This is a genomic window from Dysgonomonas mossii (genome assembly GCF_004569505.1).
In the GTDB taxonomy this organism is placed as follows: domain Bacteria; phylum Bacteroidota; class Bacteroidia; order Bacteroidales; family Dysgonomonadaceae; genus Dysgonomonas.
Genome location: NZ_SPPK01000001.1, coordinates 1161397 through 1177636, shown reverse-complemented (window position 1 = coordinate 1177636; position 16240 = coordinate 1161397). Strand labels below are relative to the sequence as shown.

Annotated in this window: 13 protein-coding genes; 9 read left to right on the top strand and 4 right to left on the bottom strand. The window is 36.2% G+C overall.

Annotated features, from left to right (window positions below):
- Positions 1-60 precede the first annotated feature (60 nt).
- Together E4T88_RS04985 and E4T88_RS04980 are read left to right on the top strand one after the other, a co-directional pair.
- Positions 61-1566 (top strand): hypothetical protein, encoded by a 1506-nt coding sequence (locus E4T88_RS04985; protein ID WP_135104352.1) that lies wholly within the window; start codon positions 61-63, stop codon positions 1564-1566.
- Positions 1567-1572: 6 nt separating this feature from the next.
- Positions 1573-2277: an SAM-dependent methyltransferase gene (locus E4T88_RS04980; RefSeq protein ID WP_135104351.1), complete on the top strand. Its 705-nt coding sequence runs from the start codon at positions 1573-1575 to the stop codon at positions 2275-2277.
- 152 nt (positions 2278-2429) lie between these two features.
- On the opposite strand, the gene E4T88_RS04975 is transcribed toward E4T88_RS04980, so the two are convergent.
- Both E4T88_RS04975 and E4T88_RS04970 read right to left on the bottom strand, forming a co-directional pair.
- Positions 2430-4115 carry a B12-binding domain-containing radical SAM protein gene (locus E4T88_RS04975; RefSeq protein ID WP_135104350.1) on the bottom strand — a complete coding sequence of 562 codons (1686 nt, stop codon included), beginning with the start codon at positions 4113-4115 and terminating at the stop codon, positions 2430-2432.
- Positions 4116-4223: 108 nt separating this feature from the next.
- Positions 4224-5924, bottom strand: coding sequence for a SulP family inorganic anion transporter (locus tag E4T88_RS04970; protein ID WP_135104349.1), 1701 nt, complete (start codon positions 5922-5924; stop codon positions 4224-4226).
- A gap of 243 nt (positions 5925-6167) precedes the next feature.
- Between E4T88_RS04970 and rbr the strand changes: the two genes are divergently transcribed.
- The gene (gene rbr / locus E4T88_RS04965) at positions 6168-6746 is read left to right on the top strand and encodes a rubrerythrin (RefSeq protein ID WP_006843541.1); all 579 of its coding nucleotides are present in this window, start codon (positions 6168-6170) and stop codon (positions 6744-6746) included.
- Between the two features lie 93 nt (positions 6747-6839).
- On the opposite strand, the gene E4T88_RS04960 is transcribed toward rbr, so the two are convergent.
- Both E4T88_RS04960 and E4T88_RS04955 read right to left on the bottom strand, forming a co-directional pair.
- Positions 6840-7700, bottom strand: coding sequence for a sigma-70 family RNA polymerase sigma factor (locus E4T88_RS04960; protein WP_006843542.1), 861 nt, complete (start codon positions 7698-7700; stop codon positions 6840-6842).
- A 227-nt stretch (positions 7701-7927) separates the two neighbouring features.
- Complete coding sequence (locus E4T88_RS04955; RefSeq protein ID WP_135104348.1) at positions 7928-9439, bottom strand: Do family serine endopeptidase; 1512 nt, start codon at positions 9437-9439, stop codon at positions 7928-7930.
- A gap of 562 nt (positions 9440-10001) precedes the next feature.
- Between E4T88_RS04955 and E4T88_RS04950 the strand changes: the two genes are divergently transcribed.
- The 6 genes from E4T88_RS04950 (at position 10002) to E4T88_RS04925 (ending at position 16196) form a co-directional block, all read left to right on the top strand.
- A complete protein-coding gene (locus tag E4T88_RS04950) occupies positions 10002-11456 on the top strand; it encodes a sodium:solute symporter (protein WP_135104347.1) in 1455 nt (484 codons plus the stop codon).
- A 43-nt stretch (positions 11457-11499) separates the two neighbouring features.
- A complete protein-coding gene (gene glpE / locus E4T88_RS04945; protein WP_135104346.1) occupies positions 11500-11808 on the top strand; it encodes a thiosulfate sulfurtransferase GlpE in 309 nt (102 codons plus the stop codon).
- Positions 11809-11910: 102 nt separating this feature from the next.
- Positions 11911-12579 carry a hypothetical protein gene (locus E4T88_RS04940; RefSeq protein WP_135104345.1) on the top strand — a complete coding sequence of 223 codons (669 nt, stop codon included), beginning with the start codon at positions 11911-11913 and terminating at the stop codon, positions 12577-12579.
- 227 nt (positions 12580-12806) lie between these two features.
- Positions 12807-14654 (top strand): 2-oxoacid:acceptor oxidoreductase subunit alpha, encoded by a 1848-nt coding sequence (locus tag E4T88_RS04935; protein ID WP_135104344.1) that lies wholly within the window; start codon positions 12807-12809, stop codon positions 14652-14654.
- A gap of 4 nt (positions 14655-14658) precedes the next feature.
- Positions 14659-15693, top strand: a complete 1035-nt coding sequence (locus E4T88_RS04930) for a 2-oxoacid:ferredoxin oxidoreductase subunit beta (RefSeq protein ID WP_135104343.1) — start codon at positions 14659-14661, stop codon at positions 15691-15693.
- A 107-nt stretch (positions 15694-15800) separates the two neighbouring features.
- Positions 15801-16196 (top strand): VOC family protein, encoded by a 396-nt coding sequence (locus tag E4T88_RS04925; protein ID WP_135104342.1) that lies wholly within the window; start codon positions 15801-15803, stop codon positions 16194-16196.
- The last annotated feature ends 44 nt before the right edge of the window (positions 16197-16240 follow it).

Sequence of the window (16240 nt, the reverse complement as noted above, 5' to 3'; positions counted from 1 at the left end):
TTATTCTTTTGAATAATATTCTTTACTTTTACTTTCGATTCAAAGTAATAATTCAAATTAATGATAAGAAAAGAAATAATTTCAGAGAAAAAAACACTAATTATACTTTTCGTTTACTCCTTCCTTTTACTGTTTTTTTGTTCTAAAATGTCACCGTTATACCCTTTTAATGAATGGGATGATATAAATCTATATTTTACAATTGGAAAAGGAATTTTTAATGGAAAAATTATTTACTCTGAATTATTTGATCATAAGGGACCGCTAATATTTTTCATTTATGGAATAGCGTATCTTATTTCTAGCACAACCTTTTTGGGAATGTATATCATTGAAGCGCTGATGTGGGCTTTTATGATATGTGCCGGATATTTTACAGCCAAGCTATATATAGATAAAATTTATGCATTCATCGTAGCTCTTATCTATCCTTTATTCACCTTGCCACATATATTGGAAGGAGGTTCGGCAGAAGAAATGATACTTGTATTTGCAACTATTAGTCTCTTCTTCTTTTTATCACATTTTAAAGACAATAGCAAAACACATAAACCTCTAATCATGTTTATTCATGGTATTATGTGTGCTGCAACCATACTGATAAAAATCAATTTAGTTGTTTTTTGGTTCTTTCCATTGGCAGCTATATTTATTAATCTTATCATAGGTAAAAATTATAAAAACTTATTTCAGAATATTCTTGCCTATATTGCAGGACTACTAATATTATTCTTGCCCATAATCTTTTATTTTATTTACAATAATGCTCTTTCTGATGCTTGGAATACATATATCGTATTGAATAGCAAATATGCCAGATTTAATGCGAATGAGATGGTAGAATTAATTGCTGTACGCTTTTATCAACGTATAAGATTTGAACCGCTCACTTATTTCTTTATCTATACAGGCTCTTTTTACTTTCCTATAAAATATATTCGTAATACACTATACAAAGCCTCGATCATATTGTCTTTCTTTGCTGTACATATTATCATATCTATGACATTTCTCTTTATGTACTATTATACTATTCCTTATTACATTTTCAGCCTGTTAGGGGGGATTGCAATAGTAGATATCATTCGAAAATTCGTAAAACTACAACCCAAATGGTATTTTTATATCCTCTTCTTTGTATTAGCTATTGGAATAGGAATAAGAGAAAAGAACTTTTTTTCATTATCCAAAGCGGAACTATTAAGAAAGGAAGAACCTAACAATCCGACCTTTCTTTTTAGTAACATTGTAATGAAAGAAAGCAAACCTACACTGCTCAATCTTGGTTTAGACCTCGGTAGTGGTGTATTTACAAAAGCGAATATTGTACCGAATGTCAAATACTTTATTTCACCAAATCTACCTCATTCTATCTATCCCGAAATGAGGGATGAGCAGACGAAGTACATAGAAAACAAAGAAGTCCAATTCGTCATATTATCCCAATTCTCTCTCAACTTCGACTATTTCTTCAACTTACCGGCTTTGAATGAGAATTATAAGATAGTAGACACATATATTGAAGATAAATTCAAAACCTATTATTTATATAAACTAAAAGACTAAAGTGCTATGCAAGCATCGTTATATCTCATACCCGTAACACTAGGAGAAACTTCTATCGAACAGGTATTGCCTACATACAACAAAGAGATCATCTTACAAATAAAATACTTTATTGTGGAGAATATCCGCTCTGCCCGTCGTTTCTTGAAAAAGGTAGAGAGCAACATCAATATAGATGAACTTACCTTCTACGAGCTGAATAAGCATACCAAGCCCGAGGACATCGAGAATTACCTCAACCCTATGATAAACGGATTTCATGTGGGTATTATATCCGAAGCGGGCTGTCCGGCTATAGCCGACCCGGGAAGCGACATCGTAGCTATTGCCCAGAAGAAGAATTATAAAGTAGTCCCGTTAGTAGGACCATCGTCTATTCTTCTTTCGCTTATGGCATCCGGATTTAACGGACAAGGATTTGCATTTCACGGTTATTTGCCTATCGATGGAGCAGAACGTATCAGGAAGATAAAACAGCTTGAAAATCTAATACATCACGAGCACCAGACACAGATATTTATAGAAACTCCTTACCGTAATCAGAAGCTGGTTGAAGATATTATCAAGCATTGTACGCCTTCCACAAAGCTTTGTATTGCGATGAATATAACTTGTGAAAATGAGTATATCAGAACTCTCTCAGTAAAACAATGGGCAAAGCAATTACCCGATATGGCAAAACAACTATGTATCTTCCTTTTATATAAATAAGGTAACTAATGTCACTTTTTCATCAAGCTGACAAACAGTAAATTACAGACAAAAGGTGACAAAAGTGACACTTTTATATAGTTTTTTTAATGTCACTTTTCTTACTGAAAAGATAATCATGTCAAAGAACAATATCTATCAATAAGATAATATTATTCTTTAAATGTATAGGAGAGAAACAAATGCTCTACACTATTATCCTTCTGAAGAAAAACAGTCAATAAATATTCATTGTCACTATTTTCTACAATATCAATAGCGGCTTGCTTTTCTATGATTTTTCTATTCAATCCGTATTTTTGTAAAAATGGTTTGTCATTCCCTATTTGATACAGCAGCTGCTTTCTTTCTCGTTTTTCTATTTTATCGTCCCAAAATCCGTGCGGACGTATCTTAAAGTTACAGTAATAGTCTGTTCTTAACTCTGTAAACAAATCAATGCCTCGGGATAATAAGAAGTTGTGCAAAAACAAAAATATATCTTCTAACCGATAACCATGATGAGGAAGATTATGTAAATTATAATACTGCCCGATTTCATCAAAAAGCTCGAAGTAACGATCTTTATAATACCTATCGGTCAACACTTGCATGGTACGGCTAAATTTCCCGCTATTCCAATATTTCTCGAGAGCATGCTCGGCATCATGTATACGTTCCAGCTCTTCGTGGGTAATATCATTATTCGACTCTATTTCGTATGGAGCTATAAGGCTGTATTTGTATCCATATTTATCAGCATTACGTCTAAGAGATGTACCTCTCAGCATCTTTAGAAAGCCAAGCTGCAATTCTTTCGCCTTCAGACAAAATACATCATTAAACGACTTTACAAATCGCTCATAAGTCTCGTATGGCAATCCGGCGATAAGGTCTAAGTGCAAATCTATTCTACCGCCACCCATCAGCTTTTGTATATTGCCTGCCAGCAATTCAAAATTCTGCTTACGCCTTACTGCAATATTAGTAGGTTCGTAAGTAGATTGAATACCAATCTCAAATCTGAAATAGTTTTCCGGTAAGTTTTTATTGAGGTAATTTATTGATTCGTCAGTCAGCAAGTCGGCATATATTTCAAACTGGCAGCTTAAACCCGGGCGGTAATGATCAATCAAAAAATCAAATACAAATCGTGTATGTTCCTTATTCAGATTAAAGGTACGATCAAGAAACTTGATTTGTTTGGCGTTACTCCGGATAAAATAAGATAGATTATCTACAATATGATGCTTGGGGAAATAACGGACTCCTTTTTCGAGTGAAGACAAGCAGTATTGACATTGATAAGGACAGCCTCGAGATGTTTCGAAATACAGTAATCTGTTTTTCATATTTTCCTTATCTTCTTCCAGTTGGTATGGAGAGGGTAAAGATGCCAGTTTCTCCAAATCAGCTTTAGCAACAATCTTACTTACCGATCCTCTTTTCGACACACCATCTATAATAGGCTTACTTTTAGTGCTTATAGCCGTAAGTAATTCACCTAGTACAAATTCACCTTCCCCGCTAATCAGATAATCGACATTCCAATTTTCCACAAAATAATCAGGCTCATAAGTAACCTCGGGGCCTCCTACGATTACAATGGTTTGTGGACTTTTTTCTTTGATCAAATCAATCAAAAGTTTCACCTTTTCCACATTCCAGATATATACGCTGAGACCAATGACATCAGGGTTCTGTAATAAAAGATCGTCTACAATTGTAGTTATCTCTTCTTTTATTACATATTCCTTAAACGAGATATCGAATTTATCTTTGTTGGCTACATACAACCATCGTAGAGCTAGCGAAGTATGTATATATTTAGCATTGAGCGTGGTCAGTAATACTTTCATTATGTAAAGATACTATGATTAACTCATAATACATTTATACATCGTGCGTAACTTAATCAATTAAACAATATACCTTACCCTCTGATGATATGTTGAGCTTTGGATGCTCTAATCTTCATTTTCGAGTATCTCTTTTGCTCTCGCAATAGCCAGGTTTATGTTATCGCAAATATTAATCTCTCCTATCATATTCGGAATTTCCGACTTTTCTATCATAGCATGCACTTCCGGCCTTACTCCAGACAATACAACTTGTATTCCGTCTTTCATCGATTTTCTGCACAAACTGGTCAGGTTATGTAATCCTGTAGAATCTATAAATGGAACTAAACGCATCCGAATAATTCTTATTTTGGAGCTTTCGCCAATCTCGCGCATACTTTCATCAAACTTATTGGCTATACCAAAGAAAAACGGCCCATCTATTTCATATACTTCAACACCCTCGGGCAATGATAAGATCTCTTCATTTTGAGTAAACTCACTTTCATCCGTCAAGTCTAGTTGGTCTTTTATAACAGACACTTGCGTAACCTCATTTATTCGCTTCAAGAATAAGACAACAGCTAATAGTAGTCCAACTTCTATCGCTACTGTAAGGTCAAATATTACCGTCAGGAAAAATGTAATCAATAATACGGCAATATCGGATTTCTGATTTTTCAAAAGAGCTTTAAATGTACGCCACTCACTCATATTATATGATACAATGACAAGTATTCCGGCAAGACAAGCCATAGGAATGTATTGAGCCAACGGCATAAACAAAAGCAAAATTAGTAACAACACCACTGCATGTACGATCCCGGCAATAGGAGTTCGTCCTCCGTTGTTAATATTGGTCATAGTACGAGCTATAGCTCCTGTTGCAGGTATACCGCCAAACAAAGGTGTCACTATATTTGCCATTCCCTGCGCTATAAGTTCAGTATTAGAATTATGCTTCTCCCCTCCGATCACACCATCTGCAACCGTTGCCGACAAAAGAGATTCTATCGCACCAAGCATTGCTATAGTGATGGCAACGGGCAACAAATCTATAATTGCAGCCATATTAATGACCGGAATTTCTGCATCGGGAATCTCAGCCTTGATTCTGAAGCGATCCCCAATAGTATCTATCACTTCTATGCCGGCATACGTTTTTAATAGATATACAACTACTGTTATTATCAAAATTGCGACGAGCGATCCGGGTATCTTTTTCACAATGCGGGGAGTGATCACAATTATAAAAATACTGGCTATACTGATAAGTGTATTCCACCAGTTGATCGTTCCAAAATATTTAAAATACATTATCCATTTTCCGATAAAATCTCCGGGTAGTTTTTCACCGCCAAAGTTCAATCCGAAAACATCTGCTATCTGGGTTGTAAATATAGTAACGGCGATACCGCTTGTAAAACCTACAATAATAGGATATGGTATGAATTTTATAATCTTCCCCAGTTTAAACACGCCTAAAAGTACGAGTATAACACCCGAGATAATAGTTGCAATAATAAGTCCCTTGATACCATGCGTTTGAACAACTCCATATACAATAACGATAAAAGCTCCTGTAGGACCTCCAATCTGTACCCGGCTTCCACCCATGAACGATATAATAAATCCGGCAATAATGGCGGTTATAATACCCTTTTCGGGAGTAACACCCGATGCTATACCAAAAGCCAAAGCAAGAGGCAGGGCAACAATCCCTACTATAAGGCCTGACATCAGGTCGTTTATAAATTTTTCTTTACTATATGTTCTTAAGGAAATAAATAACTGAGGGGTAAAGTCTTTTAGGAAATCTTTTTTCATAACAAACGAGGAATGGATTAATGTGATTTATTATTTGCTATAAAATACATAAAAAATCTAATATTCTGAAATTACAATATTTAGACTAAGCACTTATACTCGCTTCTTCCAATTATGTAATAACAAGTCTTGAAGTTCAATTTTCAGGGCACAAAGGTATAAAATCATTTGAATTCTTTCTTAGAAAAGGATTTTAAATATTAAATTTGTAAAAATCATTTTTTTTAAACTATCATCAAGGTTATGGAAAAAAGTATTAAAGGCACAGAAACAGAAAAATGCCTACTCAAATCTTTTGCCGGAGAATCACAGGCAAGAATGCGTTACACAATGTTTGCAAGCACTGCGAAGAAAGAAGGATATGAGCAAATAGCAGCAATATTCCTCGAAACAGCAGATCAGGAAAAAGAACATGCAAAACGTATGTTTAAATTTCTAGAAGGCGGTATGGTTGAAATAACAGCCATGTATCCTGCCGGAAAAGTTGGTACTACCGAAGAAAATTTAATTGAAGCAGCAGCCGGAGAACATGAAGAATGGGCTATTGATTATCCTGCATTTGCTGAAATAGCAGAGAAAGAGGGATTCAAAGAAATTGCAGTAATGTACCGAATGATAGCCAAAGTAGAAAACATGCACGAAGACCGTTACAAAGCGCTATTGGCTCGTGTACAAAGCAATGGCGTTTTCTCTCGTGAAGAAGCTATCGACTGGCAATGCCGCAACTGTGGATTTGTAATCAAAAGCAAGGTAGCACCCAAGACCTGTCCAGCTTGTCTTCACCCACAGGCTTATTTCGAGCCACTTAAATGGAATTTCTAAAAAAGAAATTCTAATTTGGTTTGACAAAAAAAGAAAAAAGGGAATTAGTAAAACTAATTCCCTTTATAATTTTTAATACCCGACTATTTATTTTTAGCCTAGGTAACTTTTCAATAATTTGCTTCTCGAATTTTGTCTTAAACGCTTAATTGCTTTCTCCTTGATTTGACGTACACGCTCACGTGTCAATTGAAACTTATCACCAATTTCTTCAAGGGTCATTTCTTGATACCCAATACCGAAGAACATTTTGATAATCTCACTTTCTCTTTCTGTCAATGTTGATAATGCACGTTCGATCTCCTGCTGGAGCGATTCGTTTATCAACTTACGGTCTGCAATTGGGGCGTCATCATTTACAAGTACATCTAACAGGCTGTTGTCCTCTCCTTCAACAAAAGGAGCATCCATCGAAATGTGTCGTCCTGAGACTTTCAGCGAATCGGCGATTTTATCAACCGGTATATCTAATTGCTCTGCTAGCTCTTCTGCCGATGGCTTGCGTTCGTTTTCCTGCTCAAACTTAGAGAATGCCTTGCTGATCTTATTCAGCGAGCCTACCTGATTGAGCGGAAGGCGTACGATACGCGATTGTTCCGCTAAAGCTTGCAATATAGATTGGCGAATCCACCATACCGCATAACTGATAAATTTAAACCCTCTGGTTTCGTCGAATTTTTCCGCAGCTTTGATTAGTCCCAAATTTCCCTCATTAATTAGGTCGGGCAAACTTAATCCTTGATTTTGGTATTGTTTTGCAACAGATACCACGAATCTAAGATTGGCTCTAGTAAGTTTTTCGAGTGCTGCACGGTCACCTTTTTTAATAGCCTGTGCTAACTCTACTTCCTCCTCAACCGTAATTAGATCTTCACGACCAATTTCTTGTAAATACTTGTCTAATGACGCGCTCTCGCGATTAGTAATTGACTTTGTAATCTTTAACTGCCTCATATACAGATATGTATAATAAAATACCCCAAAAATGTTTGCAAATATAGTAAAAAAATACTAGATAGCCACCATCAACAGTCTGGTTTTATTGTTGAATGACTTAAATAATACTTATTAAACAGAATAATTATTTTGTACTTTATAAAGTTTATACATATAAATAACGCTTAAGTAACATTATTGTTTTGAACTTAAGCGTTATTTATATTTTAATACGAATATGATACTTATTCGCTAAGATCTACCGCATAATATTTCCTTGCACCGGATGGGGTTATCCCGGATATGAACAATACTTTATCCTGACTTCCTGCTGTTGATGTAATAATGTTTTCTACCTGACTTGGAGATGATACAGGTTGATTATTTATCTTCTGAATAATAAAACCTTTGCTTATCCCTTCTTTGTAGAATTTGCCACCATTATCAACACCTGCTACTTCAACACCATAGCTTACGCCCAGGTCTTTCTTCTTGTCTGCCGACAGTTCTTTAAACGCAGCACCTACAGCAGCTATACCGTCACCTTTTTTGACTACAGATGTATTGCCCGAACTGTTTTTGAGTGTAACATCGTAGGTCTTAGTAGAGCTTCCACGGATTATATCTACTTTCACCTTATCTCCCGGACGGAACCTGTTTACCTGATCTTGAAGTTCACTCACTCCCTTAACCTTCACGCCATTGATAGCTGTAATCACATCACCTTCTTCTAATCCTGCTTGTTTGGCCGGACTCATTTCTGCAAAACCACCAACATAAGCACCTTCATTTGCTTTAAGACCTTTTGTCTTGTCCGGATTAGCCTCTTTCGCTACAGAGATATCTTGAATCATAACACCCAACACAGCACGTTGCACAGTACCATATTCTTTTATATCTGCCACAACTTTTCCTGCGATAGAGATCGGAACAGCAAAACCATATCCGGCAAAGTCACCAGTTTGTGAATAGATGGCAGTGTTGATACCGACTAGTTCTCCGTTTGTATTTACAAGCGCACCACCACTGTTTCCTCTGTTAATAGCAGCATCTGTCTGTATAAACGACTGGATGTCTCCACTATTTGCACCAATGCCACCACGACCTTTAGCGCTTACAATCCCGGCGGTTACTGTAGATGTCAGATTAAAAGGATTTCCTACTGCCAATACCCATTCTCCGACTTTCAGGTTATCTGAATTGCCAAATGGTATATATGCAAATTCATTCCCTTCTATTTTCAGCAAGGCGATATCTGTCTGCGGGTCTGTACCGATTAGTTTAGCCGTAAACTTTCTATTGTCATTTAATGTTACTTCTATCTCATTTGCCTTGTCTATAACGTGATTGTTAGTAACAATGTAACCATCCTTTGAGATAATAACACCAGAACCAAAGCCTACACTAGGCTGGGGGGTACCAAAATCCTGACCTCTATCACCAAATCCGAAAAAGTATTCGAATGGATCGATTGCCCTTTGACGCCCCTGCGCAGGAGCCTGTGATTTTACGGTTGATTTTATATGCACTACAGCATGTACCGAATTCTCAGCCGCCTTCGTAAAATCAGGGTATCCTTCGGCGGTCAAACTGGCCAGATGAACTCCTTTCTGATTAAACTCTCCCCCATAATTATAAAAGTCGGCTGAACTATATCCTCTACGATGATCCATAAAGGTATACATACCATAAGTAGCACCTATACTCACTAATGCAACCAAAGCATAGGTTGAAATATTTTTCCAAATCTTTTTCATATGCAAGTATCTTTAATTGTTTAATAACTGATTATTGTCGTTCAATTTATTTTCAAATTTAAATACAAAAACTGTACACTTGATGCAAGATAAGATTATTTTTTAACACTTTTAACCGAGTAAAAATCCTTTATTATTATTTTAACAATTGGGGCCGACTTTTTGTCTGATTTATAATCAAACAGTGCCTTTTTATTCCAAATAATATAGCATATCATTAACGTTGAAAAAGGTCTAGCAAAAGAGGTTAAATCAGGAAATACTCAGCACATAATAACATAAGCCTTTATCATACTTACTTGTTTATAAATAATCATTTTCAAAAAAATATATTCAACGAATTATTTTCAACTTCTTTATTTCTTACCTTTAGCCCTGCTTAATTACTTTAAGCAAGACCTAAATAATTGATTCAGACATAAGCCTATGCCAAATTGTCACTTCTAATTGTATTTTTCTACATTGGCAAATATAAAGATGACTGACATTGGCTTTGTAAACAATACTGTCTACATAGAATCGTTTTACAGGAATATATAAAGAATATATAGCTAATCATCTTATGGGGATATACATACTTGTTATTATTGCAGTCTATTTTACGACGCTATTGGTTATTTCTCATTTTGTAAGTAAAAAAAGCAGTGATAATGAAGCATTCTTTTTAGGGAATAGGCAATCTCCCTGGTTTGTAGTTGCCATAGCGATGGTTGGCACATCTATCTCCGGAGTAACTTTTGTATCTGTTCCGGGAATGGTTGGTAAATTTGATATGACATACATGCAAATGGTGTTTGGTTTCACCATTGGATATTTCATCGTAGCCTTCATATTACTCCCCCTCTATTACAAGCTAAATCTCACGACCATATATGGTTATTTAGAGAAGCGCTTTGGTTTTTATTCATATAAAACAGGAGCTTCTTTTTTTATCTTATCTAAAATCATCGGAGCTGCCGCACGCCTATACCTAGTAGCTATCATATTGCAAACACTTGTTTTCGATCAATGGCATATACCATTCTTTGTTACGGTTACCGGCATCATCCTACTCATCTGGGCATATACATTCCGCAGTGGCATCAAGACCATTATATGGACAGACACACTACAAACTTCATCTCTGATACTGGGTGTTATACTCATAATATGGCAGGTTGCATCAAAGATGGACTTAGATATATCACAAGCAGTAAATGTGATTAGCAACAACGAACATTCTCGCATATTTGTTTTTGACGATTGGGCTTCCCGTCAAAACTTTTTCAAACAATTCCTTAGCGGAGTATTCATTACAATTGTAATGACAGGACTTGATCAGGATATGATGCAGAAGAACTTAACATGCAAGAGTCTGAAAGATGCACAAAAGAACATGGTAACATACGGATTTGCTTTTATCCCCATCAATCTGTTATTTTTATCTTTGGGTGTCTTACTTATATTGTTTGCAAGCCAATTTAATATCACCCTGCCCCAACATTCCGATCAGATATTGCCTGTTATGGCAACCGAATATTTAGGTTTTCCCGTACTTATATTTTTCACGATCGGTATAATTGCCGCCGCCTTCTCCAGTGCAGACTCGGCATTAACTGCATTAACAACATCTGTATGTATAGATATCCTTAATATCAAACGAGATAATGAAGAGCAAGCAAAGAAAATAAGAAAAAGAGTACATCAACTTGTGAGTTTGGCATTTTTACTGGTAATCCTTATCATAAATTCTATTCATCAAGAAAACGTATTGGATACTATTTACAAAGTAGCATCATATACCTATGGACCATTGTTAGGATTATTTTTCTTCGGTCTTTTCTCAAAAGTTAGCATACGAGACAAGTATGTGCCATACATATGCATACTTGCACCGGCATTAAGCTATCTCATTGAATTCCTTTCCCTAAGGTTATTTTCTTACACAGTAGGATATGAAATATTATTACTTAACGGGCTGCTAACTGCTATTGGATTATTGTGCCTGAAGCAGGATAAACAAACAACATCCGTATAGTTTTGTTATAATAGTATATATAAAATTAAAGAAGTAGACTATTATGGCATTTAAACATATCAATCCCTCTCAAGCTAAAGCATTATTGGTTGAGAATCACGCAGTACTTGTAGATATCAGAGATGAGCTAAGTTTTAGCCTTTCTCATGATGACCAAGCAATAAACCTTACCCAATCATCGCTGCCGAAATTTCTATCCGAGACCGAGAAAGATACTCCGGTATTAGTTATTTGTTACCATGGTAACAGTAGCCAACTAGCGGCAGATTTTTTATCGCAACAAGGATTCTCTGATGTATATAGCATTGATGGAGGATATGAAGAGTGGAAGGAACAAGAAATAAAAAGCTGAGCTTACAGTTTTCTCGAGACAATCACCTTTGTATACATCCTGAACTGATTATGTATATAGGATGTGTAATATTCATATTATTAATTTAAACCAGCCATATCGATGAAAAATAAACATTTTACAATTCTATGCCTGATACTTCTGCCGATGTTGTCATATGCACAAGATGACTCGGATTCTAAATTTCTATTTGAAAAATTTGAGAAAGGAAAAGTAATATACAAGAAGGGAAGCACAACTACAGCCTCCTTCAATTATAATATATTTACAGGGAAAATGGTATTTATGGGAGATAATAACGTCATTATGGAGCTAGCGAACCCCTCCCTTATATCGTTTATTAATATCAATGACCGAGTCTTTGAACATATAAAAAACGATGAGTTTTATGAAAAAGTAAAACTTAATTCAGAAACCTTACCATTATATATAAAATGGTACTCTAGTTTTATATCTAAAGGAAAAACAGGAGCTTATGGTATGAGGTCTGTCAACAACTCCTCTACTGAAATGAAAAATATAAATCAGGACTTCAATGGTCACACCCCTGATTTGGTATTAGGTAAAGACGTTGTAAAGCAACCTAAAAATTCATATTTTTTAAAAATAAAAGGAAAATTCCAGAAATTCAACTCTTTTGACTCTTTAGCAAAAATATTTAAAAAGCATGAGCTTGAGATAAAAGAGCAACTAAAGGAATCAAATCTTGATTTCAAAAATATTGAAGATGTAAAAAAGGCTGTTGAGTATTGTTCTCAATTTGTTGAATGACATAAAAAAAGAAATCCAACTATGCTTTTTCTCTAAAAAATATAGAAAAACGTAATTTATTTTTAAATATAAGAACTCTATTAGTTTAGCCTATCCGAACATAGAAAAGTTTTATCAACAAAGTAGTATTATTTTGATATTTTTCATATAAATAAGTTTGTTTATTCATGAATACTTTTTTCCTTTGTTTAAGATTAAATAAATACTATCTGTTATTAAAGTAAGTAATGCAAAACACAGTAAAAATTAAGGACGTAAAAGACATAGTCGTACGTTTTTCTGGCGATTCGGGAGATGGTATGCAGTTAACCGGAACCATTTTCTCAAACCTCTCTGCTATCTTTGGAAATCAGATAGCTACATTCCCCGATTTTCCTGCAGAAATCAGAGCACCTCAAGGTACTCTGTATGGAGTTTCAGGCTTTCAAGTACATTTAGGTAATCAAATTTACAACTCAGGCGATATGTCTGATGTTTTGGTTGCAATGAACCCTGCTGCTTTGAAAGTAAACGCCAAATCATTGAAAAAAGATTCTGTTATAATTATCGATACAGACTCTTTCGGCAAACGTGATTTGGAAAAAGCTCTATTTGCTACCGAAGATCCATTTACAGAATTAGGACTGACAACACAGCAGATAATCTCCGTACCGATAACAACTCTAACTAAGAGTAGCCTCGAAGGTATGGAAATGGATATGAAATCTCGTGTCAGAAGTAAAAATATGTTTGCATTAGGACTTGTATGCTGGTTATTTAATCGTCCATTGGATGTAGCTAACCATATACTTTCTAACAAATTTGCAAAGAAACCGGTTTTGGTCGAAGCAAACCTTAAAGTACTAGCCGATGGATTTAATTACGGACATAATACCAATATGTCTATCTCTTCATATAGGGTAGAGACTGTAAATATTGACAAAGGATACTATATAGATATTAATGGAAATACAGCAACAGCATATGGACTGATTGCTGCTTCCGAAAATTCTGGTAAACCGCTGTTCTTGGGCTCATACCCCATTACTCCGGCGACAGATATTTTGCAAGAACTTGTTAAATTTAAACAGCTAGGAGTTAAAGCAATTCAGGTAGAAGATGAAATAGCCGGTGTATGTACGGCTATAGGCGCCAGTTTTGCAGGTAACTTAGCAGTTACATCTACATCCGGACCGGGTTTAGCCCTCAAAGGTGAAGCTATAGGATTGGCTGTAATGGCTGAATTGCCACTTATTGTTATCGATGTTCAACGAGGAGGCCCATCTACAGGCCTGCCAACTAAAACCGAACAAACCGACCTCAGACAAGCTCTATATGGTCGCAACGGAGAAAGTCCTATTGTGGTACTGGCAGCAGCTAGTCCTACAGATTGCTTTGATATGGCCTATTGGGCATCTAAGATCGCATTAGAGCGTGTTATGCCTGTGATCCTGTTAACAGATGGTTATATAGCAAACGGTTCTTCGGCATGGCGCATTCCAGATTTAGACCAATATCCGACAATAACTCCGCATGACGTATCGCAATACACAGGCAACGAATGGAATAGTGCGTTACGTAATGATGAAACAATGGTTCGCTACTGGGCTGAAGCAGGCTTAGAAGGATATACACATCGTATTGGTGGACTTGAAAAAGACTTTAAAACCGGAGCCATCTCTACCGACGCAGCTAACCATCAAAAAATGACTGATATCAGACAACAAAAAGTAGATAAAGTAGCGGATATAATCCCTCAACTAGAGCTCATTGGCGGAGAAGATGCAGAATTACTGGTTATCGGATGGGGTGGAACATACGGACATTTGCGAGAAGCAGTTGAAAAAATGAATATCCTCGGACATAAAGTGGCTTTAGCTCATTTCCGATTTATTAGTCCATTACCTAAGAATACAGAGTCGATACTCCGTAAATTTAAAAATATTATTGTTGCAGAGTTAAACAACGGTCAATTCGCAGGCTATTTGGTGGACAAAATCCCCGGATTGCAAGTATCACGTTACAACAAAGTGGAAGGACAGCCATTCGCTGTTTCTGAATTGATTGAAGCATTCACAAAGAAGTTAGGAGAGTAAAATTATGATAGATGTAAATTTAAAAATGGCCTCTTCTCATCAGGCTAAAGATTATAAAAGCGATCAGTATGTACGTTGGTGTCCGGGATGCGGAGACCATGCTCTTCTCAATTGCTTGCACAAAGCAATGGCTGAGTTGGGTATAGAGCCTCATAAAACAGCTGTTATATCAGGTATCGGATGCTCTTCTCGCCTGCCTTACTATATGAACACATACGGGTTCCATACCATTCACGGACGTGGGGCTGCCATTGCGACAGGAGTAAAAACAGCAAAACCTGAGCTATCCGTTTGGCTTGCTACCGGTGATGGCGACTGCCTGGCGATCGGAGGTAACCACTTTATACATGCAGTGCGTCGCAATGTGGATATTAACATTTTGCTACTAAACAATAAAATTTACGGCTTAACAAAGGGGCAATTCTCACCAACATCTGACAGAGGATTTGTTTCTAAGTCTTCTCCTTTTGGGACGGTAGAAGATCCATTCCACCCTGTAGAATTAGCACTGGGAGCACGTGGAACCTTTTTTGCTCGTTGTATAGATGTCGATTTAGCTAACACGACTGAAGTTTTGACTTTATCGGCAAAGCATAAAGGCACTTCTGTTGTAGAGATATTGCAAAACTGTGTAATATTCAACGATGCAATCCACGATAATGTTGTAGACAGAGCATGGAGAGCCGAACGTACAATCTTGTTGAAACATGGAGAAAAGATGCTGTTCGGTGCAAACAAAGATAAAGGATTAGTAATTGACGGCTGGCAAATCAAGGATGTAATTATCGGTCAGAATGGTTATACAATCGATGATGTTTTGGTACATGACGCTACTACGAAGGATGATACATTACACCTAAAACTAGGATTGATGTCTCCTCAAAATGGCTTACCTTTAGCACTAGGTGTTATTCGTGATGTGGAAGAGCCTACGTACGATCAAGGTATAGAAGAGCAAGTAAAAGAAGTACAAGCTAAAAATCCGGTTCGTAAGCTTACAGATTACCTGATGAAACAGGATGTATGGGAAGTGAAATAATACAATATAGATATTAAACTTAAAAGCCTCTGATCTCTTATAAAGTTTCAGAGGTTTTTTAATTATTTGTCTCGTCCAGAAAAAAATGACAATATAAAGTCAAAATCATGAAGCACATTAAACTCGCTCAAACAATTCTGTTTGTAGATAATCAAGAAAGAAGCAGTTTATTTTATGAAAAGATATTTCGCCAAGCTTCGGATCTTAATGTCCCCGGAATGACAGAATTTAATTTATCCGACCATTGCAAATTAGGCTTAATGCCTAACAACGGAATCGCCAGAATATTAGCAAATCAACTCCCCCACCCTCAGGATGGCAATGGAATCCCCAGATGTGAACTGTACCTGTATGTTGAGGATATTAAATTGGAGTTTGATAATGCAATTAATAGTGGAGCAAAACTAATAAGTCCCATTATTGAAAGAAATTGGGGAGACAGAGCATGCTATTTCGCAGATCCCGATGGGCATGTAATAGCATTTGCTGAAAGAATCATTTAAAACAAGGTAAAATATCCACCTTCTATCTTATCTATTTGTATTTA